Origin of the sequence: Natrialba asiatica DSM 12278, assembly GCF_000337555.1 — an archaeon.
GTDB lineage: Archaea > Halobacteriota > Halobacteria > Halobacteriales > Natrialbaceae > Natrialba > Natrialba asiatica.
Map to the genome: position 1 here is coordinate 1 of NZ_AOIO01000010.1, position 24240 is coordinate 24240.

Below are 24240 nucleotides of genomic sequence, written 5' to 3' on the forward strand. Positions count from 1 at the left end.
GTCAATGCAGACCATCTACTGGGAGCAACTCGAGCCGGACACCTGCCACTATCGATTAAGCTGGAACGAGATACGATGGGTCGCCATGACCGACGACCAACTGGACGCACAGGAGTGTGACGGCTGGCCGAGTCGAACCGATCAGGAGTAACCGTCGATAGTTCAAGCGAGCCCGAATCGGACAACGCCGACACAGACGCACAAACCGCGTTTACCACGTTGATCGTTATTTCTCCGCCGCACACGCAAATGGTTCCCGAATTGATCGGTATCGGGCGTCGGAGTACGATTAAACGATATTATTGGACGGAGATATTCACACGTAGAGCAGCTGCACGTGTATGAATGCGTTGACGACACCTCCTAGTGGACTCAGACAGGGTGCGGCCGACTCGGTCACCAGGAGAATTCCTCGTACAGACGGCTACCGAGATCACTGACGATAATTTCATTCCAGCGGGGTCAGAGCAGTTCTAGACCTACGACCTACCCCTTCTGGCCCGCGATCGTCTCCCTCTATTCAGAATCGATGAGCGAACTCTTGCCAGCGACGCTGTGCTGTCACACGCTCGTGATCGATTCGGAAGCGCGGACCCAATCGTATTGCCTGCTCTTGCTCGGCCACGTCGACGTCGACCGTGATGAGCTGCATGACCAGGCCGTGAAGTATGACATCGACACTCTCGTCGAGGACCCGCTCACGTATCTCGACACGAGCGGTGAGCAGCGGACGTCTCGGCTTCCCGAGTGGAAGGACTTTCAGGAACTAGCTGAGGACTACAGAGTGACAGCATGAGGGCGCGCTTCGACGCAACTGCTTCGGCGTAGTCGGTTGACCCTGTCGAATAGCGGTTTGTATCGATATGTGCAAAACTGTTTTTGAGCGGCTTCGGATACGTGGCATCGAACACGGTCTCTTCTACCTTAATACTCTCCTGAATTTGATATTAGCTGCATCCATCGATTCGGGCTAGTATCCTGTTCACGATTAGAGCCGCAACAGTATTGTATGTATCACACAAAATTTTTAAACATCCTGGGTCCGTACGTAGCGGCGATGGCAACTGATGCACGCGATGACGTTTCGGCACAGTCTAGCGATGAACCGGTTTACATTGACAGCAGCAGTCACCTCGAGAAGGTCACGACCGAGAACGACATTGTTCTCGTGGACTTCTACGCCGACTGGTGTGGTCCCTGTCAGATGCTCAATCCGATCCTTGAGCAGTTAGCGAACACGACCGAAGCCGTGATCGCGAAGGTCGACGTCGACGAACGCCAGCAGCTCGCGGGTTCGTTCGGTGTCCGCGGCGTCCCGACGCTCGCCCTCTTCGCCGACGGCGAGCAGGTCGAACAGCAGACCGGTGCGCTGCCGGAAGACCGACTCCGAAGTCTGATCGAGGGATACACTGAATGAACAGGCCACCCGACACGACAACGGCCGTTCGTAACGTAGTGATCATCGGCACCGGCGTCGCCGGCCTCTCGGCGGCCGTCTACACCGCGCGGGCCGACCTCGAACCCCTGGTGTTCGAAGGTCCCGAACCCGGCGGTCAGTTGACGCTGACGACGGAGATCGAGAACTACCTTGGCTTCCCCGAGGGAATCGGCGGGATGGAGCTGATTCAGAACGGGAAGGAACAGGCGACGGCGTTCGGCGCCGAGTTCACGCGCGGTACCGTCGAGGACGCAATGCTCGAGAAGCGTCCGTTCGAATTCGAACTGTCGGACGGCAGTATCCTGCGAACGCACTCGTTGATCGTCGCGAGCGGCGCCAGCGCTCGGTGGGTCGGCGCCGAGGGTGAGGACGAGTTGATGGGCTACGGACTCTCGACGTGTGCGACCTGCGACGGCGCGTTCCACCGCGGCGACGACGTTCTCGTCATCGGAGGCGGCGACAGCGCGATGGAGGAGGCGCTCTTCCTTGCGAAGTTCGCCGACAACGTCACGGTGGTGCACCGCCGCGACGAACTCCGTGCCTCCGAGATCATGGTCGATCGGGCTCGCGATCACGAGGACATCGAGTTCCGTTGGAATACGGAACTCGAGGCGATCCACGGCTCGCAGGAAGACGGCATCGCGGGAGCGACGCTCGTCTCACACTCGAACGGTTATCCTAAGGAGAAGGTTGCGACTGGCGGCGACGTCGACCGCGAAACCGTCAACGTCGGCGGTGTCTTCTACGCGATCGGCCACACGCCGAACACCACGTTCCTGCGGGATACGCCGGTCGAACTCGACGACAACGGCTACGTGTGGACTGCCAACACCGACGCGTGGGCAACGACGGCGACCGCGGTCGACGGCGTCTTCGCTGCGGGGGACGTGATGGACCCCCACTACCAGCAAGCTGTCACCGCTGCCGGTATGGGCAGCATGGCCGCGCTGGACGTCGAAGACTGGCTCGAGTCCGGCGCACCTGCGTCAGTAGAAGTCCCTGACTCGAGCGTAGCGAAGGCCAACGACTGATGGGAACAGTTGGACGAGACGTGAACGCGATCGATCCGTCGACCGCCAAGGGCCGGGCAGATCGGATCGTCGTCTCGTTTCGGTCACCGGAGACAGATTCCGACGAAACCGACGACTAGTAGATGGTCGACAGCGAGTGGCTGCGGGAGAACATAGTGGAGGCGACCTACCAGCGGAGATACCGCTGGGTCCATGCCGGTTCGGTTTCGGTCGGGGATGAGAAGAGTTCGTCAACCGTGGGTGCGCGAGCCTCAAAGACATCGTTCTCCGCGTCGGACTCGGGATTAGATTTGTCTCAAAACCCAGTAACGTACGCTGTGAGAAACAGGGTCGCGTTGTAGCAGGCGTGAGCAAGAATCGGGACGGACAGGTTATTGACTCGTTCGTAGAGAACGCCCATTACAATCGCGAGCGAGAACGGGACGGTGCTGAGAAGGAGCACACCCTCTGCACCGCCGAGATAGCCGATGGCGTGGGGAATAACGAATAGAAATGAAGTGGCAACGATGGCAGCACTGGGTCGCATACTCCGCATCAATCGTTGCTGAATCACACCGCGGAACAGGTACTCCTCCGCTGGCGCGATGAGTACGAACGACAGTGCTGCCATCACGAGCACCACCGTCGGATTGCCCGCTATGAGATCCTGATCCAAACGGCCGAGCTGAACGTCGAACACGGTGCCGAGTGCACTAACTCCGGTTGCAATCCCGAGCATAAGAAGTGTGCTGGCGATCACCCACACTCCCTGTCGCGGTGTCGGCAGCGTTATCGGCACCGACTCACTGACCCATCGTCGGAGGTAGAGCCATCCGGCGATGGCGTAGCCCGCTTCCGATAGAATGATTGCTGCGGTGAGCGCAGCGAGACTGGTCCCACCCAGCGCAAATAGAGGGATCGAAAGAGCCGTTCCGATCAGGAGGGCGGCGACGATCAATCCAAGACCGATTACAAGCGCACGCACCCTACTACGCCAACCAGTTTGTGGGGGAGATCCGCTCAATTCGTCTGCTTGTCGAGCGTTATTCATTATATTTGAACATTATCGCGTCTAGATGATATCTCTGTCGGGTGTAGCTATTTCCGCATTCGAAGCGGATACCAACGTGATGCCGTTCGATCCCGATACCGTTGACGCAGTCGCGTTCGACTCCTATGGGACGATCGTGGACGTCACCGCCGTCGCGGAGCCGCTTTCGGCGCACGTCGACAACCCTGAACTCGTCTCGAAACTCTGGCGAGAGCGCTCGCTGTCGTATGCGATGGTTAGCAACGCCATCGAGGAGTACGACTCGTTCTACGAGCTGAACCGTCACGCACTACAGTACGCGCTCGAAACGACCGGCGTTGACATCGACGAAGACGAGCGCGAGAAACTCCTCTCGACGTATCACGAACTGCCGGTGTTCGACGACGTTTACGGTGGTATAGAGCGGTTGCAGGACGCGGGCTACGATTGTTACATCGTTTCGAACGGCAACGAGGAGATGCTCGAGTCGTTGGTCGACCAGGCAGACCTCGAGGGCCTACTCGAAGAGACGATCAGCGCCGACGAGATCGAACAGTTCAAACCGGAACCGGCGCTGTACCGCCACGCTGCCGACCGGATCGGAACACCAGCTGAGGAAATCGCGTTCGTGGCCGCGGGCTGGTGGGACGTTCCGAGCGCGATCAACGCCGGTATGCAGGGCATCTGGATCAACCGGCAGGACACGCTCTGGGGACCGTATGAGACGAACCCGGATTTCACGATTGAAAGTTTCCACGACCTTGCCGACGAACTGGAGCAAGAGTAACGCTGATACCGTCTGGTCGGTCTATTCGTCCGCCAACTCTGCCGACGCCGATATCTGTCCTGCAGTTCGCAGCCGACTGACGACCACATTGGTTTCCGCGGTTTCGTGCGCGAGCATTATTTGCTGTCAGTTTTTTAACCGTGGTCTCGATGTGTTTTAGGGCAAAATCTATAAGTTAGAAACGAGATATGGATGACTTGAATGATGATTCATACAGCGACTTGGTCTCCGGAAGTGGTGGTACGATCATGACCCACAACAGGAGACAGGTGATCGGCGCGGCCGCCATCGGGATGGGAACCTTCGCAGGATGTACCAATTTGGACCCGTCCGCGTCAGATCCAAACTCGTCGAGTTCTCCAAACTCACCGATCATGTCGGTGAGCGACACTCGAGTCGCTCACAAGGAAGGCAAGGTGGGCGTATTTGTCACGCTCCAGGAGGAGGCACCGGACGAGGCCGGGTCCGTGAAGGTCCGGGCAAATCTCTTCGATGGAGAGGGTGTGCCGTTCAAGGAACGCATCAAGGAGTTTGACGTTGGGGGAAATTCCGAGGCGAACGTAAGTATTTGGTTCGAGGACCTCACTGACGAGGAGAAGGAGAAGGTCGACGGGGCGAAGGCCGAGGCTGTCGCGTAATCGATACGGAGATCCTTCTTATCTTCAGTTCACCGAGGACACGACAATGTTTATACCTGTTCTTCTCTATTAGACGAGTATGACAACTGGTGGGGCGAGCATGAAATTCAGGTGTCTTGATGGAAAATTAGCAGAGAACGTCGGTTACGCGATTGCCCTATTCCAGCTCGTAGCAGCTACGGTTCTCGGCTTTGTGTGGTTGATCTGGCTGATGGGAGTGGCCGACCAGCTGCTCTACCCAGAAACTTCGCTTGAAGGACCGTTCTACCAAGCTATCTATCTGACCGCAGCGTCAGTAGGGGTATACGCCATCGGCCGCCTATACGAATAGCTACGAACTCTCCTGATCTTCTCGAGCCTTATACTTCCCTTCTCTCGCTCGCTCAAATTCATATAGGTCAAGGTCACGAGGATCACCGATGGCCTCATAGCCAATCTGGGGGAGTACTGGCCACCAGTCTTTGTTCTCCTGGAGTTCTTCGTCTCGCTCTCGTCTGTATCGCTGATTGAGATCACCGAAGCCCAACTCCAATTCCTTCTTGAGATGCTCCTCGAGGTATAGCAGCTTTGTCTCCCTCTCTCGGACAGGAACCTCATCTGACTCTTGCGTATTAGACGCATTAGACGCATTGGTCGAATTAGACGTATTGGATGAGTCGTGCGTATCAGGGTCGCGATGCGGTAGAAACCCACACCGGGAGACAAGGCCCGAAAGTCGCCGTATCACATCGAACTGTGGTCCGAGAAGACGCTTCCCGATTACATTCGCGGCCGGGGCGGGTTGGCCGCCGAGTACGGCTGTAACGTTGTGGTAGAGGGCGAGGGCGACCTCTCGTTGACCGTCGCGAACGAGCTGGCACAGCGGATCGACGACGCCGGCAAACCCGCGGTGATTCTGTATCTGGCCGATTTCGACGTGAAAGGCTACGATATGCCGGCGAACATGGCGGGGAAACTCGCCTGGTTGCATCAACGTGGCGACCTCGAACAACACGTCGTGATCGAACGGCTGGCTGTGACGACCGATCAAATCGAAAACCTGGACCTCCCGCGAAAACCCATCGAAGAGAGTTCAGCGACAGGAACCGGCGGCGTTGCGTACAATCGTCGTATCACCGAGTGGGAGCAGGAACACGGGGCCGGCGCGACCGAGTTGAACGCGCTCGAGCAACACCCTGATGAGTTCCGCCGCATCGTTCGCGATGCTCTCGAACGGTACACCGACCCGGATCTCCCTCGCAAGAACGCCCGCCGCAGCGAGCAGTGGGAAGACGATGTCCAGGCCCGAATCGAAGATCGGCTTTGCGAGGCCGGCGTCGACGATGAACTCGATGACCTTGAAGCGTGGATTGAGGACTTCAATGCCGCCTATGCGGAGGTCGCGGACGTATTCGAGCGCCTACGCGGACTGATGGACGATGAGTCGCCACTTGGCACGTGGGAATCGATGGTTCAGGATCTCCTTGCGGAGACTGAACTCCCCGTCGCGACGGTTCCTGAGGGTGAGGCGGCGCTTCCGGATAACCCGATCTATGATTCGGGCCGGTCGTACGCCGAGAACAAAGCCCGAATTGACCGGTATCGAGCGTCGGAATAGTCGGCGAAACGACTAGGTATCATGATTTCGACTCACAAGACATGACAAGCACCGATTTTCTCGAGACCTTCGCGGGTACCGTCCGTTCGAAGGTGTGCAACACATCGGGCTGCCAGACCAACCCGATCGGGACCCTCGAAGGGCGGTATCTCTGTGCCCGGTGTTTCAAACGACGGGCACGGCTCATGAGCGTTGGTCAACTCAAGGCTGCGATCGACGCCGAATCGAACCCGTTCAACCAGCAGAAACTCGAGACCGCACTCGCAGAAGTTCGTGAGTGGAACGAGGCCTAATCCAATGTCGAAGCCAGATTTTGGTGACCTCACTGTCTAAAGTTGGGCAATTGATCTCTTATGCACGAATTGTCTCGGAATTTATCTTTATAGCCATGCGCTTGAGTTACTCAGTGAGTCGATTGAACAATCGGCGACAGTCGTATCCATTGTCTCATCGAGTTTGAGGCGAATAGTTTCACCTTCGTATCGAATCGCCTGTTCGACCATCCACGGATCCTCTGACAGCACTGTCACATCATCGCTGTCGGTACAAAACTCGAAGCTCCAATACGGGGCAGTAGTGACATCACGACCAAGTAGATAGAAAAACGAAATCACAGCTGGGTCGCTGAGAAAGACCTCTCCGATATGAGTCGTAAGAAACCCCTCACACCGGGTACACTGATGCGTAATAAGGACCTCCTCTGAATCCCCTGACCGTTCGAAATCGTGTGAGATTGTACTTGCACACCACGGACAGACACCGCTCTGAAGCAGGTCAATCAATCGACGGGACCACGTATCGAAGGCCATTAGGAGTTCTTGATCCGTTCTGTTTGCAACTCCTGCTGGAAAGAACGGTGAACTCAGCACAGTCTCACCACACGATTCACATCGGGCGTAGAACACCTGGTTTTCGTATGATAACACAAGCGAACCGTGACATAGTAGACAGGGAGTTTCGAGTACGAGCTGCGGAATATCGTCCGGCCCGCCAAGCGTACCAAGCACAGTCCGGTAGAGCGCAATGCCTCCAGCGAGGTGGGTGTATCCCTCATCCGTTCGCTGAATGAACGTTCCCATGAGCTGATTGAGGTGATACTGAAACTGGCCGCTGTCGCGCATTCCAACGGCGGTTTTCAGTTCCGTGAACGTCGCTTCCCACGTTGGCCGCGTCCAGAGTGCATAGAGTATTGATAATCGTGTCTCGTTAGCGAGTAGCTGAAACGCATCACGGATTTCAGTGAGTTCCACCTCCGAGGATGTATCAGTCATTGATATGACCTATGTGTGCGTCCGCCAAAGTCCGTCGGTATCAATTTCGTATCCTGTCACTTCACCAATTGAAATGGTCTTCTACGAGATCTTAACCCCTGCCCAAAAGTATCAGTATCTGTCGTTCAATGAGAGGAATTCATACTAGCAGGCGATTGCTATCACGCACATTGCAATATCGGATTATCCGAATACGAGGGTGATTAGATGAGTTCTATCAATTCACTCCTTCGGCGGTTCTACGCCTACCGGCTGTTGACCTCGGAGGGGTTCGTGTACCCAATTCTCACGGTTCACGCGCTCGCACAGGGATTAGACCTCGCAGGTGTCGGCCTTGCCGCGGGAACGTTTTTTCTCGGGACACTACTCGGTGAAATTCCAACTGGATATATCGGTGATCGAGTCGGACGACGGAACAGTTTGGCTCTCGGGGCCGGACTCGTCTCGATAACCCATATCGGATTTGCCATGGCTGATTCGCTCATCGGGTTTATCCTGTGCTGGTCATTCTGGGGGGTAGCCGCGACCTTTCGTTCAGGAAGTACCGATGCATGGCTCTACGACATGCTCGTCGATGCCGACGCGACATCGAGGTATACAGCGGTACGAGGCCGAAGTACATCGATGTTCTATATAGCCGCAGCAGTCACTGCACTGAGCGGTGGGCTGCTTTACGAATACTGGTCTATCCTTCCGTTCGCTGCAGCTGGAGTGATGACTGCTCTTGGTGGTCTACTTGTTCTAACACTTCCCGAACCGGACGCTAACACTTCGAAAAAGGATTTTTCGCTACGAGAGGCTGCTGCGGCCTTCACGACAGTCCTCACGACGAGTCGCATCAGGATCTTTGTCGTTTTATCGGCAGTGGTTCTGGCTGTGCCAGAGACTATCGAAGTGTTCGTACAACCAGTTGCACTATCAGTTGGGTTCACTCCGTCACTTCTCGGACCATTGTACGCAGGGTTGATGATCGCCGCCGCAGTAGGTTCATCCCTTGCCGATCCAATTGCAGACCGATTCAGTATCGGCGGCTGGTTCACGCTTGGAACAGCAGGACTCGCAGGAGTTCTTCTACTCGCAAGTCTGCTTCCCGTGGCTGCAGTCCCCGTGTTTTTCATTGCCCGCAGTGCCAACACCGTGAGCGACACCCTCAGGAGCACGTATCTGAACAACCGACTCGATTCACAAGGGCGAGCGACCGCACTCAGCGGTGTTTCGATGGTGCAAGCGCTCATCTTTGTACTGGCACGGTCGACCGGAGGGGCACTCGCTGATGCGACCACTCCAATGACGGCATTAGCCGCTCTTGGACTAGTCGCTGTCGTAGCCGTAGTGGTGATACGGTTACTCGCGGACCCCTTCCAGTCAGGATCTGTTATGGATCCTTTTCGTTCATCTGGAGCAGATTAGATATATTATAACAAATTCAGCAAAATATATAATCCGACCATATTTGATGACCATGGACAAAAATCTGCCTACTTGACTTCAAATCTTCACAGTCAGCCCCGATTTTTCGGGATCGAACCGGTTCGAAAAGATAGTGTTTCGACGAATTGGTCGCGGATGTCACGACAATAATGCAGTCGCAGTACGAGTGCGCTACGGACTACGCTGATATCGAGACGGTGATTTGTCGTCTCCCGATAGGCAATCTTACGTTCGCCGCTCACGATTCGTCCGCACCCTATTCAGGTCCGTATCCAATAGCGCGACTGCTGCGGGCGTTCATTATCAAGGAGATCAACAGGTGGCTCAAAGAAGCAAAGACATCGATTGAGACCCTTCAAAACTATAATACGCTCTATTGCGAACTAAATACCCATCACCCCACTTCTGACGATCCAGAATACCGCCTAGAATCAGTTTCTGGAATATATCTATCTTCTATTTTCAACCGGAATAATGTATGGAATATCAGCCCGAAGGTAAGTTGGTAATTTGGCCAATATTACNCCTAGAATCAGTTTCTGGAATATATCTATCTTCTATTTTCAACCGGAATAATGTATGGAATATCAGCCCGAAGGTAAGTTGGTAATTTGGCCAATATTACAAATTAGATTCAGAGGAACTGGTAGAACCACATCCACCATGTGTAGTTCCGTTCGAACTCGTACGAGCACTCATATGTCCAGTACTGCAGTTTCTTGAATGTACTTGCGCTCTGTACCACACTTAAGCCCACGTTGACCGTATGTCTGCTTTTTTCGTACTTGTGATAGTTTCGGGCTCGTTTAGCCTTCGATTTTTCGAGGAACTCGCGGTGATACCCGCACGTCGAGCAAGTGCAGGTATAGGTAGTTCTCGAGCCCATCGTTACTCTCGCACCTCATCGATCGACTCGGCAACGTCAGCGGCCTGAATATCGCTATAGGCCTCGTGGGTCGTCTCGATTGACTTGTGCCGCAGCGCCGCCTGTGCGAGTTCAGAGTGACCCTGTTCATACAACTCCGCACCGAGCGCCCGTCGCGCTCCGTGGGGTTTCAGATATTCCTGGTCGCCCTCGAGTTCAATCCCGGCCTCACTGGTTAGCATCTTGAGGATCTGCCGGCCGGCCTCTTTCGTGATCGACGGCGGCGCAATCGCCTGCTCACGTAGGATCAAATTTATGTCGCTGCCAGGTTCAGGACGCTCCTCCGTGGCGTCCTCGACAGCCTGGTACTTGCTCGCCGTATGCCCGGTCGGGAACACTGGCCAGTCATCGGTCGGCGGCTCGTGAACACGCTGTAGGCGCGAGAGTGCGTTGTGAGCCCGGTCGGTGAGCCCGACGGCCTCGTACGCTCGAGATTTGCCGTACACCTCGAGTGTCCGATTGTCGAGATCGACGTCACCCCATCGAAGGCCGTGGCGATCGTCGTCGTTTCTGTCGCGAAAGAGTTCGGCCCCGCGAACGCCGAGTTCCGCGAGCAATACGACGATGGTTCGGTCGCGGTAGGCACGCTTGAGCGGCACGTCGATAGTTTCCTCACGAGCCATCCGCACGCGCTCGTCTGCGTACGAAAGGAGTTGCTTGCGTTGCTCGGGCGTCCAGAACTGCGTGTCTCTCGTCGGTCGATCTTCGGGAAGGAACTCCTCGGCACGTTCGGTGTCTGCGGGATTCGTGTCGAGTTGCTCATCGCGAACACAGAACGACAGGAACGCCCGCACGTACCGGAAGTACGTATTCGCCGTCGAGCCCGCAAGGTCGCCGTCGATCGTGCGTTCACGAAGTCGAAGCCCGTACTCGCGGCAGTCACCCGAGTCGAGTTCAGCGACGCTGTCGATTCCTTCCTCGTGGCAGAACGAACTGAACTCGTTCAGCGCCGGTCGCATACTCGCGCGACTGCCGCCCGAGTCCAGCGAGTTCAGGTAGCGGTCGACCGACTGTTGGATGGTCGTATCCGTGGGGTGGCGATCGCGAGAATCAGTTGTAGGCCTCGAATTTCCTGAATCCATGATCTTCACTGTGGGGTACAGCGTCCACCCTCCTAAACTTACTTGGTTNCAGCCCGTCAGAGATGTGTATAAGAGACAGGGTCGTATCCGTGGGGTGGCGATCGCGAGAATCAGTTGTAGGCCTCGAATTTCCTGAATCCATGATCTTCACTGTGGGGTACAGCGTCCACCCTCCTAAACTTACTTGGTTAAATTAGCTTTTAGCCATGTAACTCCGATACTGTCTCTATCGGCGACAGACGGCAGTTATAGAGCATCTAACCACAATACACGCACCTATAAACTGTATGCCGATGTATGGAATGGGCAGGCTTGGAAGATGAGACTACAGTAGGTACAGAAGTCCTAGAATGCGCGATTTAGGGGGAATTCATCCCTCTGTAAGCGACTCAGACTGACCCACAAATACCTCGCTATGAGCGTCACAGGTGTTTTGCCCAAGTAATTCTGTAAACGACACAAGAAAGAACAAAGCCCATAAGTATCCGGGAATCACCGGCAGTGCGCTCATCGCCTTCAAATGAGGAGAGGTAACCAATGAGACTCGTCGAGGCAATTGCGGAGCTGCTAGGTTTCGGTCCGAATGTAACCATCTTAGAACAACTCACCGCATCACTCCTCGGAGCCATCTTCATCGGAATATTCTGCTTGATCCACATGGCGATTACTGGCCCGTGGGCGAAACGAAAAGTGAATGCAGCCTTTGCGGATCGAATCGCCGTGAATAGAGTTGGTCCGTTTGGACTGTTCGTCATCGTCGCGGACATCGTCCGACTGATTTCGAAGGAACTCATTATCCCAGATGGCGTGGACCGTTCCGCCTGGGATTTTGCTCCTATCCTCCTGTTCTTCTCGGCGTGCGTCGGCTTCGCCGTCGTTCCGATGGAGACTGTCGCTGGCGTTACAATACAGCTCGCTGATCCCGAGACCGGCGTCGTGTTTCTCTTCGCCATCTCGTCACTAGCGAGTCTCGCGCTGGTCATCGCTGGTTACTCGTCGAACAACAAGTATTCGTTCCTCGGTGGGTTGCGCGCAGTCGCACAGAATATCGCGTACGAAATTCCGCTCGTGGTCACGGCGGCGTCGGTCGTCCTATTCACGGGAACACTTCGCGTAAGCGAAGTCGTCGCATTCCAAAGTCGAACGTTCACGGACGTATTGGGCGTCCACATTCCATCCTGGTTCGCCTTTGTGAATCCGTTCGCCTTCGCACTCTTTGTGGCGGCGAACCTTGCAGAGATCGGACGAAATCCGTTCGACACCCCGGAAGCACCACAGGAGGTCGTTGCCGGCTATCAGACCGAATACTCGAGCGTCTACTTTGTCTTTCTCTACGGGAGCGAGTTTCTCCACATATTCCTCGGCGGCGCAATCATCGCAATACTGTTTCTTGGGGGCCGAACGGACCGTGGCTGCCAGGGTTCGTTTGGTTCCTCATCAAAATATGGGGCGTTTTCTTGTTCACGCAGTGGGCACGGTCGGCAATACCGCGCGTCCGAATCGACCAACTCATCGAAATCGGCTGGAAAGGCATGCTCGTCCTTTCTTTCGTGAACCTGCTTCCACGGCACTCCTCATGGGAATACTAGGCGTGTAGTGTTAGCGTCGGATGCTCAAATCTGACGTCCCTCATGATGCATTAGCAAGAAATAGCCTATGAGTCTATGTATTGAGTACACCAGTCGCAACTTCCATCTTGCACAGTAGCCCACAAGTTCGGAGTTTGATGGGGTGATGCGTGCCTTCATTTCACTGATTCAATCTTGAATAGGCCCATGTCCTTCGATTCTCCACTCGAACAACGCCTCACCTAAATTGCCGGTAGGCACGCATCAGACCTCCATCCTCCGAAACTGTCAGAGGTCGGCTAGGTCGGTTTATCATGCACAGATCACTACGTAACTGTAGTCAGGCAGGTAGTTTTCTCATGCACAGCATATGCTGAATCTATATCTACAGTGTAGATTTCATAGGAAGCCGTGCATGACAAATCGATCTAGCCGGCCTCAGTAGAGACTGATAGTTGCATCACGGAGCTCGGCGATACGCTGGCAGTCCTCAACCTGCCGAGTAGCGTCCTGCTGGTCGGTCAAAACCTGTGCATAGATGGCGGTGGTGGGCATGTTTTGGAACGTACGGGTAGAGTATACAAAGAACAGGGATTTTGGAACGTGTTTCAGAACCACCTCCTTTTGAAATACTGGCGGTACTGCATAGTACTACTTCGGCGGTTGAGTACCGATGACGCCGACAGTGTTTTTCCGTTTTGCATCTACACCTAGCCATGAGTGAGTCTCTGGTCAAGGAGGAAGTTCCACCCGAAAAAGCGTTCGCCGCTCTCTCGGACCCGACCCGTATCGCGGTTCTGCGAGCGCTCTGGGAAGCCGAAGACCACACAGCGACATTCTCAGAGTTGCGCGCAGCCGTCGCAATGGACGACTCCGGCCGCTTCAACTACCATCTCTCGAAGTTACGCGGCCGGTTCATCAGCAGAATTGACGACGGCTATCAACTGCAATTGGCCGGGACTCGTGTCATCGGCGCGCTCCTATCAGGAGCCTATACACAGACTGGCTCAACAAAATCAGTACCGATGGACCAGTCATGTCCGTACTGTGACTGCCCATTGACCTTCCAGTACGAGGACGAGCAGGCCATCATCGACTGCGACGATTGCGAACAGGTTCAGATACAGCTCCCCGTTCCGCCGGGAGTATTCGCTGGGTACGACCATGAGACGCTCCCCGACGTAACCGAACGGTATGCCCGGAATCTCGTCCAGCAGGCTAGAACCGGGTTCTGTATGACCTGTGAGGGGCGAGTTTCCCCGCAGGTCACGGTCGAAGCGCCGCCGTCCGACGCCGAAGACCTATCTCGAATTCCAATGGCCCAGTACGAATGCGAACGATGCGGAGAAACCACCAACTCCGACCTTGGAACTGCGTTCCTCAATCACTCCGACGTAATTGCGTTCTACCACCATCACAATATCGACGTGCGCGAAACCCCGCTCTGGCGGTTCATTGCCGTCGACGGGGACAGCGCCCGAATTCTTCACGAGGAACCGCTCCGAACGAGTGTTACCTATACCGCCGACAACGACCGATTGACGCTCACTGCCGATAGGAATCTCGACGTACTCGCCATCGAACGCGAGTGATACCTCAACGACAGAAAATACCTTCTGTTCCGCACTGAACAGAAATGTTGTTCTGATTATATTTAATCCCCGACGCACTCTGTTGGGAGTATGCGCGAACTCCTCAGAAACGGCTCGTTCATGCGGCTGTTCTGCGGGCGACTGGTGACGAACGCTGGTGACAGCCTATACTACATCGCGGCGATGTGGCTCGTTTATCAGTTGACCGGTTCGGCGGCCTTCACCGGCGTTGCTGGCTTTCTGACGACGGCTCCTTCAGCCATACAGTTCCTCTTCGGACCATTGGTAGACCGGACCCCACTCCGGCGGGTACTTGTCGGAACCCAACTCGCACAGGGCATACTCGTGCTCGTCATTCCCATCGCGGCCGCGCTCGACGCGCTCTCCGTCTGGGTGGTCCTGACCGTGATGCCGTTGCTCTCGCTGCTCAACCAGCCGGTGTATCCCGCTGAATCGGCGGCGCTCCCGCGAATCGTCGAACGCGAGGAACTCGTCGAGGGCAACTCGTTGTTCGCGCTGGCCTATCAGGGGGCTGACGCAGCATTCAACGCTGTTGGCGGTCTGCTGGTCGCCGCGCTCGGTGCAGTCACGTTGTTTCTCGTGAACTCGCTCACATTCGGTATTGCAACGCTCCTGTTCGCCACACTCTCTATCCCTGCCGCCGGCACAGACAACGACGAAACCAAGCAAACGGCCACGGCGTCGGAAACGGCCGCCGACGGAGGCCGACCCACAGCAGCGAACGATTCGCCAGCATCATACCTCGCGGACCTTCAGGAGGGTATCGAGTTCCTGCGCGGAACCATCGTGGCGAAACTCCTCGTCGGCGCAGCTGTTGTCAATTTTTCAATTGGTGGTGTGATGGCGGTTCTCCCGGCCTACGCTGACGTGCTGGGAGGGGCGAGTGCCTACGGTCTGCTGACCGCCGCCATCGGGACAGGAATGTTGATCGGTGCGCTCGTTGGCAGCGCGGTCAGGCGGTTTCCGTTCGGCCGCGTGGTCGCTCTCGGAATGGCTGGCAGTGCGATGCTGTGGGTCGGAGCCGTCGCCGTCAATTGGCTCCCCGCGAGCGCGCTCCTGTTCGCGCTCGCGCTCGTCCCCGCCGGTGTGACGAACGTCCTTGTCATCTCGCTGGTGCAGGCACTGGTTCCCGATGGCCTGCTGGGTCGCGTGACGGCGGTCCTCGGGAGTGCATCGGCGGCGATGACGCCGGTCGGTGCGCTTGTTGGAGGTGCGGTCGCCGGGGCGACCTCGGCAACGCTCGTGCTGTGGGCCGCCGGAGCTTCATTCGCTCTACTGGCGCTCTACGTGTTCGCGGTCCCGAGCCTCCGACGGCTCCCGGAGATAAGTGAGGTCTCGACGCTGACCGCCAAATAGCGAAAAGACTGTTCAGCCCATTGGTCTCATTGGTGATAGCCAGTATTCGTTGGCTATCGGAGTTGCTGAAAAACCGACCGCGGACAGAACTGGCAGATTCACGAGAACGCCTTCTGGGAACAGCATGCCTACATAGGGATGCGCGAGGACGTGTATGCTCGCAGCGGCCCAGCGTCGTTCTCGCTCGACACCTCACGGGAGCGCATCCCGACGGGATCGACTCACCGCTACCAGATCGGCAAGCTCTCCGTCTCGGAGATCCGCTCGATGCTTCGGAATACCACACGAATGCTGATCGCTCGCGCCCGCCAGAACGGCGAGCTCGCGGGTCAGTCATGGCGGCCATCGACGTGACCAAGGGTTTCCCGTTCACCGGCGATGTGGAGGACCTCGAGGATGATATCCTCGGGTACAAGGACGGCAACGAGTATTACCAGTGGGCCGTACTCAAGTTAGTCGGGATGGACGTCCCGCTCGTGCTCGTGCCATCCCGCGCGTGCGCGGTCAGTTGAAAGACGAGATCGTTGAGTAGCTCCTGTCGCAGGCGACCGAGATGGTCGACATCGACCTCGTGATGATGGATCGGGAGTTCGATAGCGATCCGGTCAAGGATACCTGCGAGGAGTACGACGTTCACTATCTGAATCCTACGCGCATCTTCGCCAATAGCGACGAAGCAGACACCATCACGTGGATGTACCGTAACGGCAAACGGTACCATGTCACAGGAACGGAATCCGACGACGGGACGCCGACACGCAAGCAGATCTACCTCCCAAAACGGTCGCATTCGGACGACGATGACGAAGACGGCAGTCTCTCAGCAGTGTAGAAGGAGATGTACGGGGAGTGGGAATTCGAAGACATGGAAGGTGAACCGAGCGAGCGGATGTCGTTCTCGCGGCTGCTCGCGGACTTCCAGCGCGAAGAGGAAGTCGAAGAGCGGAAACAGAAAGCACAGGAGGGAGAGGTGGACACCTCCGAAACAGTGGTGTTCGAGACGAACCATCCATACGTGACCGCCCGCGACGCCGACGATCAGCAGATGGACGGGAGGGCGTTTGTCCACATGATCGAGCGGCTTATTCGCTGGTATCGCCACCGTTGGGGGATTGAGAACGGCTTCAAGAAGCAAAAGCACTTCATGGTGCGAACCACCTCGACCGAACGAGACTATCGGTTCTTCAACTTCGCGTTCGCGTGCGTGCTGTATAACGTCTGGCGGCTGGTCGATCTGCTGGTAAAACTCGCTATCGACGGCGAGAGCACGTCGTACGCACCGCGCGTCGATGCGAACCAGTTCCTAACCGTCGCCAAGCAATTCTACAGTCTCGACCCGCCTAATTGACGCTCGGCCACCTCCGCGACCGCCGGTTCGTGAGCGGCGGCACTGTTCAGCGGGTGTTTATTTCCTGTCTTGACGACCCGATTCCGGGATATTCATCCGAGATTGATCAGCGACTGTTTATCACAATGAGAAAATGGTCGGAACGAACGCCTGATCCGTGCATAAATCAGCTACCTAGACGACATCAGTGGTTCATAGGGTTTATCGGCTGGTTTTGCAAGGGTAGCATATTCACAATCATGTTCGATTGTTCCTTCGTCAGTAATTTGTCCCTTTGTCAATTCGAACAAATCGAGGGCTGTAATCGGATAAGTTAAAATTCACCAGAGTTCGGGCATGACTGCAATGAAATTCAGCTGTTCCGTATTATTTACAGTAGCCCAGAGCGTAAATCCTCGCCGCTCATGGTAGGGATACAGCGTCCGTTATCGTCTACTTTCATTGTGCGCTAAAGGTTCATCTCCCATCGGTTCGTTTGGATGGATGTGCATAGGAAACTGGCAGTTGACTCTGTAATTGCCTCACCATAACGAGCTGAATACTAAACACCGCCAATTGCTGAAAGTCGAAATCAAGAGAGTAAATTACCATGATTATCATTTCAGGAAAAGTGTATGTAGATACGAAGGTGCGTGATGAATGGGTCGCGCAGCATCAAGAGATGGTAGCGCGGGCACGAAAACAACCTGGCTGTCTGGATCTCGTTATTGCGGCTGATCCACTGGAGGAAAACCGCTATAACATATACGAGGCCTGGGAATCAGAAGAGCATCTAGATGAGTGGCGGAAAGTGGCAAATCCGCCGGAATCCCAGTTCGATCCAGAACGAGTCGAGGTTCAAAAATATCAGGTCAGCGAATCCGGGCCGCCGCTTTAGCGTACAGTAGAGTATGGGAAAACGTTCTTTTGTAGGAGATTGTTGATGATATCCAGTTGTTATTGTGGAATCAAAGAAAGCAAGGACACCGCGCCAGCGGTATCCGGTAGGCATGATTCCGCTAGATGTGTTTGGGTCGGTATCGGTCGCAGCGAACCTGTTTCAGCAGGTCCGCTAGCGAAACGGAGTTACATGCCCTCGCTGCCATTCTGACCATTCGGTCAAAACGGCAGCTATGGCCACTTTCAGCGCTATCTCTGCAAGAATTTCGACCGCACGTTCAACGACAAGACCGGCACGATCTTCGCTCATTCGAAGACCGCACTCAGAAAGTGGTTGTTCTCGATCTGCACATTCCTCCGGTTTAACACGAGTCTCCACCAGTTTCAGTTCGAAATCGATAGCCAGTACAAAACGATCCACCAGCACATCGAGCGCTTCACCTCGTCAGCCCGGTCGAGATCGACGAAGTATACGGCTCACGCTTGCGACACTGCTTCGATCAGTGCGATTTGAAGCAACCTCTGAAACAAAGTTGTCGCCGACCCTGCGCTCACGTGCCGTCCGAGTGAGCCAGTGTGGTTACGAGTGCGACAGGAACAAACAGGTGAGTAAGGCCATGGTGATAAGAATTGATCGGATGCTGTCGATCCGATTCTCTATGCATTGAGAACGCCAGTCTCAACTTCTGGGCAGGCCTGAAGTCAGGCACGTATTGAATAATCGGTTGGATTGATCAGCTGATCTGGATAAGAACCCTCTTGTCATCGCTCAGTTTACGCCTATAAATGACAACCATAGTCGCAGTCAGACATGGCGAAACGACATGGAATCGTAAAGAGCTGATGCAGGGCTGGGCACCTGCTCCACTCACCGAATTGGGACAAGAGCAGGCCAATCAAGTCGGTGAGGTACTCCACGATAACTACGATATTGATCGAATTCTGTCGTCGGATCTCTATCGGACAAAAGAGATGACAGAACTGCTGCTTGAGTACATCGATGCACCAGTCACGTTCGAGTCGGCATGGCGCGAGCACGACATCGGTGCGTATCAAGGTCTTCCCGCCGACGAGATGTTCGAGCGGTTCCCGGAGTACGGGCTCTGGGAGGTCGGTCCCGAAGCTGCCTATGAAAAACCAGATAGCGGCGAAAGCCTCATCGAAGTCCGCGAGCGCGTCGTCGAGCGATGGGAAGATCTACTGAGCGACTGTGACTCGGATGAGACAGTCCTCATCGTCGCCCACGGCGGCCCCATCCGTTTGATTCTCGGACACGTCAAAGAAATCGAAATTGCAGAGGCGATCATGGAACAATCGCAGGCAAACTGCTCAATCAACGAGTTCCATTACAACCCTGAGACGGGTGAGACAGAGGTAATCCGCGAAAACGATACTGAACACCACTGATGAGTGAGAGTACGATTTAGATCGGATTCATATCCACTGATGAGTGAGAGTACGATTTAGATCGGATTCATACCCACTGAGTTGCAGTTCAGAAAGGTCGGGTCCGACCGATTATTTGGCTATATACCTGTCTTCTAGACAGGTCTATCGATAGATGCTATGCCAGCAGAGACGATTTCTCCGATATCGCCGACCGGTGAGACGTTCTCGGGCCAGTTCAGTTCGTCATTGCACCACGCCATCCCGCGACCGACGCCGGTCACGTAGTCGGACGTCTGCCACGGCGTCAGCACGGTGGCCGGAATCCGGTCGAAGTGAGGTTTGAGTGCACCGACGTAGGTCTCGCTGCCGATGAGAACGACGGCGTCGAACTCGAGGGCGACCTCTTGAAGCGTGAGTGCGACACGCCGGCCCCACGCTCGAACCTGCAGGTCGCTCATCTCGTCGAGCGTGCGGTCGTAGTACGCGAGTTCAGTCTGGCTGTGGACAAGCCCGTACTCGGCGGACATGATATAGTATCCGTCCGAATGTCGGCCGTAGCGGTCCTTGCAGGTGTGGACCGACGAATCATACAGTTCCCGCGCCGGAACGGACTCGCCGGGATCGAGGTCAATCTTGGTCTCGCCACACGAGACGACCGTGAGGACTGACGGGCGACTCATTGACGAGTTCCTCGCTTGGATTCCGGCGCAAAGCGCCACGCTGTCACTGGCTGGCCGTCGCCACGTTCGCGATACGGGATTCGGTCGTGATCGGTGGCCGGCGAGCGGCCGGTCGCCGAACGGTCGCGGTCGTTGTCGAGCGCATCCTTGTCAACGAGGATTCCGCCGGATATCGAGACACGGTGGCCTAAGGCGGTCTCTATCTCGGCGTCGGGGAGCACAATCTCGTCTGTGCCATCCGACAGCGTCAGCGGGTCTTTGTTCACAACGATTCCATTAAACGCAGAGTGCTGATTGTCGTTAGTCTGCGAATCAGTCTGTGGTTTCGGATCGATTTGTGAGACCGTCTTTTAGTCGACTAATACGCACGGCGACGCCGTGTGAGCGTGAACATAATACTGAGAATTTCGTGAACTCGTCATGAAATGAATCGTTCCCAATATCAAGCACGCCGAAACATAGTGAAATCAAACGCAGCATGTCGAGTTCCCAGAGCCCATAAAATATATACAGTTGGAAAGAATTATTAGAATTATTACCTCTATCCTCGGCACAAACAAGCTTAGAAGGCGTGCCATACTGACCGCTACAGCTGTCGGACTCAGTGGCTGCATCTCATCTTGGAGATCAAGTCCAGATGACTTGCAAAAACTCGCCCCCACAAGCTGGAGAATGGCCGGTAAGAACGCGCAGAACACATCCCGACTCGACGCCATTAGAGGATCTAAAATAGACGATATCTCCTGGAACAAACCCATCGCTTCACAGTTCGTTAGCCCTATCGTCATGACCAAAAACCATGCCCTCGTGAGCACCCAATCGAAACTCATCGGATTCGACAAAGCCGATGGCACGATTGCGTTCTCACACTCACTCCCTGGCGGCATGGCCGCCGCCCCAGCAGTAACCGACACCCACATCCTAGTCCCAAGAGACACCTATGGAGAAGGCTTCGACTCGGATATCGACCTGCAAGCACCAACACTGTACGCTCTCGACCGCGAAACCAAGCAACGAGTGTGGGAACACACGCTCGACGGGAACTACCTCGCTTCGGTTGCCGTCGCTGATGACATCTACGTCCAATCAGACCGCGAAGCGTACCGCCTCACAGCAGATGGAACCACCACGTGGCGCCAGACCTTCGACCAAGCATTTGACTGGCGAAAAACCCTCTCGTATCTCCGACCAGTAATCGGTCCAGACGGAGTCTACATCGGACACCGAGACACACTCGTCAAACTTGACCGCGCCGCAGGTGACGTCCGTTGGACGCGCTCGATGGAGAAGACAGTGTTCCCCCCTGTGATTGCTGGTGATACCACCGTCATCACCTCAACGAACGATGCAATCGTCGCCGTGAGCCCCGCGGATGGCCAGATTCAATGGCGAGTAAGCAAGCCACCTGTGTGGGCACCTGCAATCAGCGAGACCATCGCTGTCGCATCGACCAGCAAGGGACTGCTCGGGATCGATCCTGCATCCGGTGAGCAACAGTGGCACGCAGATCAGTCACTGAGTACGTGCCCGCCGGTCATCGCAGGCAATACGGTGTTCACAGCCCCGGGGATGACGTTGACCGCTGTCGACGCTGAGACCGGAGAACGCATTGACTCGCGCGGAACTGACTGGCGAGTTACGTGGATCACGCCAGATTCCGGTGGCGTGCTCACACGGCAGCCTACAACCGACGGAGTTCTTCTGGAACGGTATCCACTACGGTGATACCCCACCTGCCGCTCGCTTGACATCTCACAGTCGTGGGTGGGGCCCCTGCTTCCACGACGCGCGTTACAGACACACCGGTGTCTGTAGAGAGCACATGGTGCACGTCGTCCGGTCGGTGAAGAAAGCCTCTTAGCGTTTCGACGCAGGAAAAGTAGCGGCAATGTTGACCCGCTCGGGTCGACGGTCGGTTCTCAGGGGCCGGATTCTGTTTCGTCCCCCTTTACCACGATATCGTCACCGTTCCGGTCTTCAATAATTGGTTGTTCTTTGATATTCTCATTCGCGCCCGAGAACGTGACACCAGCGCCCGCAGGAATCGAGAGGGACGCGCCAACGTTCGGCTCTCCTGCGTCGTAGGCGTGGTTATAGCCGCCTCTCACGAAGCGTTCGCTTGGGTCGTAGTCACCGGTTTGTTCCAGAAAGACCGCTGCTTGGCCTGCATATACTTGTGTCTCGTCTGTCTCGCAGAAGACATCGAGTGCGTCGATGTCGATCCAGTCGGCACTGGCTTGGTAGTCGTTGATTCTGAACCCGATCTTCCCAGTGTTATAGCCTCCCTGGCCGGTTTCGAACGGTGTGGAGGTTTCAACGTACTCGGTGGCGTGGGTTGCATCGAACCGGTCGATACTAATGGCTTCGTAAAAGTCGGTGTTCCAGGTCATCGCGGCGGCGTCCTTGGGGTTGTCGCCGTAGCTAACCTTTTCGGTGCCACAGCCGTACGGGGCCGTCCAGGCGTCGAGCTCGAGGTTGTAGTTGAAGTCGAGCGTGGCAGAGACGTACGGAGTATAATATGAGTTATATAACCCAATGTCGATAATGATGGAGTCTTCCTTGATTTGCTCTGTCCCGACATTTTCTGCCTTCGGCCCGAGCGAAACCGGGAGTTTGTGATTACTGAAGCCGGCATCCACGGGCTGATTCTCTAACCATTGCTTCATGCCGTCCTTGCCTTCATTAGCTCGGATTTTGGATGACTTCTTAACAATCTGTTTGAATTTCTCAAGGTCGTCTGATTCAGCACCACTGGTGACTGGGATTGCCGACAGTGCACTCGATACACCCGCAAGTTTCAGGAACTTTCGTCGCTGCATTACAATGCTATTCTCTATCTACTAATAGTCAAATATACTTAAAGTCAGTATTGACAACATTATACAACCAGATACACGAACCTATCTAGCACGGGTATCAACACAACAAAAATACCTCTAAATCGCACCTACAACAGTGAAAACAGCACTGTCGCGTACTGGGTTTATCAGTCTATTAGAGATCTTTTCGATACTGACGAAAAGTCATGTGATTCCTATCTCCGATACATGAGCGAAGCAGAGACCTATAATTTTGGCCGTGGTGAATCGCCAGACGTAGCTTGATTTCAGTGTTTTATCGCCTGCTTGATGTTGTGAACCGTGCACATCAGGACGAGTTTTCGAAATTCACCGTACCAAGATCGCGCACGTACGGCGTCGCCAAGCGTGCGCTTGATCGTTGAGAAGGCGGTCCCACACATCGCTCGCTGTCAGTATCGAGGCCCATCGATCACGCGCACAACGCGCGGATCGATGGGCCGAAATTCACGATGTTTGATCAGGGTCCTCATGCATTCTTCGCGGAGTTTTTCGCGTAATTCCATCCATCGTAGCTTTTGTCGCCAGCCGAGCTGTGTGTCGTGGCGTTTCTCGGTCGTACAGTGAACGTCCAAAATCGTGTGGCTCTCTGTGTCGACGAGAGCGGTTGCTTTGAGCGTCTGAACCCGGAATTCGTCCGCCAGCAGTAGTGTTTGCTGGCGTTTTCGCAGTCAAAGAACGTCGCGTTAGTCGCGGCGTGACCGCTCGGGTCGTGCAACTGCGCCAAGGGGCGCAGCAGCACTCGCCAGAGTGGTGTCTTGATTCTATCAAACCACTTGACTAACGTCGAATGATGCGGGAGATCGGCCGCTTTGAGGCCGATCTCCCCGAGTACTTGCGACATCTCGCTCAGCAGATCCAACGACTCTCGGTAGGACTTCTCCAAATAAACCCGAAGACAGTGGAGCGATACAACGGCGTAGTCGGCGAAGCCGCCACCCCCTTCGGGGGCGGCGACTTTGCCTCGGCCACCAACAGCATTTTTAGCTAACGCACTACTTTCTTCGTGAATCGGGAAATCTTCGACATAGGCATCGGCGGTTTCCCGCTTCAACTCCCTAGTTCTGACGGCCGAAGCCGACGCTGTCCAGCGGTTCACCAGAGCCCTTTGGTGATACAGTGGCTACCCGTCGATGCGATTTCCGTAGTTCTGACACACCCTTTCTCGTGTCCATCACTCGGGATATCCGAACACCTCCGCGTCCCGTTCTCGATCGATCAAGCCGTCACCTTCGAGGTCTCGATAGCAGCTTGGACAGAGTGATGAGATTTCGTCCCGTCCGGCAACACAGACTAGCTGAAGGTTGCATGTCTCCTCGTCACACTCGTCGCACTTCTGA

The 24240-nt window shown here is 55.3% G+C and carries 20 protein-coding genes and 4 pseudogenes; 17 read left to right on the plus strand and 7 right to left on the minus strand.

Going from position 1 to position 24240, the window contains the following annotated elements; genetic code table 11:
* The first annotated feature begins 529 nt into the window (after window positions 1-529).
* From C481_RS03140 to C481_RS03150, 3 genes are all read left to right on the plus strand, one after another.
* The gene (locus C481_RS03140) at window positions 530-796 is read left to right on the plus strand and encodes a hypothetical protein (protein ID WP_006107478.1); all 267 of its coding nucleotides are present in this window, start codon (window positions 530-532) and stop codon (window positions 794-796) included.
* 261 nt (window positions 797-1057) lie between these two features.
* Window positions 1058-1417, plus strand: a complete 360-nt coding sequence (gene trxA / locus C481_RS03145) for a thioredoxin (protein WP_006107479.1) — start codon at window positions 1058-1060, stop codon at window positions 1415-1417.
* Window positions 1414-2469, plus strand: coding sequence for an NAD(P)/FAD-dependent oxidoreductase (locus C481_RS03150; protein WP_006107481.1), 1056 nt, complete (start codon window positions 1414-1416; stop codon window positions 2467-2469). The genes trxA and C481_RS03150 overlap by 4 nt, the downstream gene beginning before the upstream one ends.
* A gap of 295 nt (window positions 2470-2764) precedes the next feature.
* Here the strand turns inward: C481_RS03150 and C481_RS03155 are convergent, their stop codons facing one another.
* Window positions 2765-3433: a CPBP family intramembrane glutamic endopeptidase gene (locus C481_RS03155; RefSeq protein ID WP_083860879.1), complete on the minus strand. Its 669-nt coding sequence runs from the start codon at window positions 3431-3433 to the stop codon at window positions 2765-2767.
* A 145-nt stretch (window positions 3434-3578) separates the two neighbouring features.
* Between C481_RS03155 and C481_RS03160 the strand changes: the two genes are divergently transcribed.
* The 5 genes from C481_RS03160 to C481_RS03190 all read left to right on the plus strand — a co-directional run bounded on the left by C481_RS03160 (window position 3579) and on the right by C481_RS03190 (window position 6793).
* On the plus strand, window positions 3579-4265 hold the full coding sequence (locus C481_RS03160) for a haloacid dehalogenase type II (RefSeq protein ID WP_006107484.1): 687 nt from the start codon (window positions 3579-3581) through the stop codon (window positions 4263-4265).
* A gap of 248 nt (window positions 4266-4513) precedes the next feature.
* On the plus strand, window positions 4514-4903 hold the full coding sequence (locus C481_RS03170; RefSeq protein WP_152422142.1) for a hypothetical protein: 390 nt from the start codon (window positions 4514-4516) through the stop codon (window positions 4901-4903).
* A 79-nt stretch (window positions 4904-4982) separates the two neighbouring features.
* Window positions 4983-5234, plus strand: coding sequence for a hypothetical protein (locus tag C481_RS03175; protein WP_006107487.1), 252 nt, complete (start codon window positions 4983-4985; stop codon window positions 5232-5234).
* 477 nt (window positions 5235-5711) lie between these two features.
* A complete protein-coding gene (locus tag C481_RS22555) occupies window positions 5712-6500 on the plus strand; it encodes a hypothetical protein (protein ID WP_006107490.1) in 789 nt (262 codons plus the stop codon).
* A 41-nt stretch (window positions 6501-6541) separates the two neighbouring features.
* A complete protein-coding gene (locus C481_RS03190; RefSeq protein ID WP_006107492.1) occupies window positions 6542-6793 on the plus strand; it encodes a hypothetical protein in 252 nt (83 codons plus the stop codon).
* Between the two features lie 87 nt (window positions 6794-6880).
* Here C481_RS03190 and C481_RS03195 read toward each other — a convergent pair whose 3' ends face one another.
* Window positions 6881-7771 carry a winged helix-turn-helix domain-containing protein gene (locus tag C481_RS03195; RefSeq protein ID WP_006107493.1) on the minus strand — a complete coding sequence of 297 codons (891 nt, stop codon included), beginning with the start codon at window positions 7769-7771 and terminating at the stop codon, window positions 6881-6883.
* Window positions 7772-7978: 207 nt separating this feature from the next.
* On the opposite strand from C481_RS03195, the gene C481_RS03200 reads away from it, so the two are divergent.
* Window positions 7979-9181, plus strand: coding sequence for an MFS transporter (locus C481_RS03200; protein WP_006107494.1), 1203 nt, complete (start codon window positions 7979-7981; stop codon window positions 9179-9181).
* Window positions 9182-10090: 909 nt separating this feature from the next.
* On the opposite strand, the gene C481_RS03210 is transcribed toward C481_RS03200, so the two are convergent.
* Window positions 10091-11209: a tyrosine-type recombinase/integrase gene (locus C481_RS03210; protein WP_006107496.1), complete on the minus strand. Its 1119-nt coding sequence runs from the start codon at window positions 11207-11209 to the stop codon at window positions 10091-10093.
* Window positions 11210-11746: 537 nt separating this feature from the next.
* Between C481_RS03210 and C481_RS03215 the strand changes: the two are divergent.
* The 7 genes and pseudogenes from C481_RS03215 to C481_RS03245 all read left to right on the plus strand — a co-directional run bounded on the left by C481_RS03215 (window position 11747) and on the right by C481_RS03245 (window position 19380).
* Window positions 11747-12806, plus strand: a pseudogene (locus tag C481_RS03215) (complex I subunit 1/NuoH family protein).
* Between the two features lie 687 nt (window positions 12807-13493).
* Window positions 13494-14369, plus strand: a complete 876-nt coding sequence (locus C481_RS03220; RefSeq protein ID WP_006107498.1) for an ArsR/SmtB family transcription factor — start codon at window positions 13494-13496, stop codon at window positions 14367-14369.
* Between the two features lie 90 nt (window positions 14370-14459).
* Window positions 14460-15746 (plus strand): MFS transporter, encoded by a 1287-nt coding sequence (locus C481_RS03225; RefSeq protein ID WP_006107499.1) that lies wholly within the window; start codon window positions 14460-14462, stop codon window positions 15744-15746.
* Between the two features lie 75 nt (window positions 15747-15821).
* Window positions 15822-17094: pseudogene (locus C481_RS23155) on the plus strand (transposase); the annotation flags it as partial.
* A 589-nt stretch (window positions 17095-17683) separates the two neighbouring features.
* A complete protein-coding gene (locus C481_RS03235; RefSeq protein ID WP_006107501.1) occupies window positions 17684-17971 on the plus strand; it encodes a putative quinol monooxygenase in 288 nt (95 codons plus the stop codon).
* A gap of 112 nt (window positions 17972-18083) precedes the next feature.
* A pseudogene (locus C481_RS03240) lies at window positions 18084-18453 on the plus strand (transposase); the annotation flags it as partial.
* 306 nt (window positions 18454-18759) lie between these two features.
* Window positions 18760-19380 (plus strand): histidine phosphatase family protein, encoded by a 621-nt coding sequence (locus tag C481_RS03245; protein ID WP_083860880.1) that lies wholly within the window; start codon window positions 18760-18762, stop codon window positions 19378-19380.
* Between the two features lie 134 nt (window positions 19381-19514).
* On the opposite strand, the gene C481_RS03250 is transcribed toward C481_RS03245, so the two are convergent.
* Together C481_RS03250 and C481_RS03255 are read right to left on the minus strand one after the other, a co-directional pair.
* Complete coding sequence (locus C481_RS03250; RefSeq protein ID WP_006107505.1) at window positions 19515-20042, minus strand: DUF6884 domain-containing protein; 528 nt, start codon at window positions 20040-20042, stop codon at window positions 19515-19517.
* Complete coding sequence (locus C481_RS03255; protein ID WP_006107507.1) at window positions 20039-20308, minus strand: hypothetical protein; 270 nt, start codon at window positions 20306-20308, stop codon at window positions 20039-20041. Before C481_RS03255 ends, C481_RS03250 begins: the two co-directional genes overlap by 4 nt.
* A 247-nt stretch (window positions 20309-20555) precedes the next feature.
* On the opposite strand from C481_RS03255, the gene C481_RS03260 reads away from it, so the two are divergent.
* Window positions 20556-21767, plus strand: coding sequence for an outer membrane protein assembly factor BamB family protein (locus tag C481_RS03260; RefSeq protein WP_206537170.1), 1212 nt, complete (start codon window positions 20556-20558; stop codon window positions 21765-21767).
* 194 nt (window positions 21768-21961) lie between these two features.
* Here the strand turns inward: C481_RS03260 and C481_RS03265 are convergent, their stop codons facing one another.
* Window positions 21962-22861 carry a hypothetical protein gene (locus tag C481_RS03265; protein ID WP_206537171.1) on the minus strand — a complete coding sequence of 300 codons (900 nt, stop codon included), beginning with the start codon at window positions 22859-22861 and terminating at the stop codon, window positions 21962-21964.
* A gap of 287 nt (window positions 22862-23148) precedes the next feature.
* A pseudogene (locus tag C481_RS21015) lies at window positions 23149-23929 on the minus strand (IS5 family transposase).
* Window positions 23930-24240 lie beyond the last annotated feature (311 nt).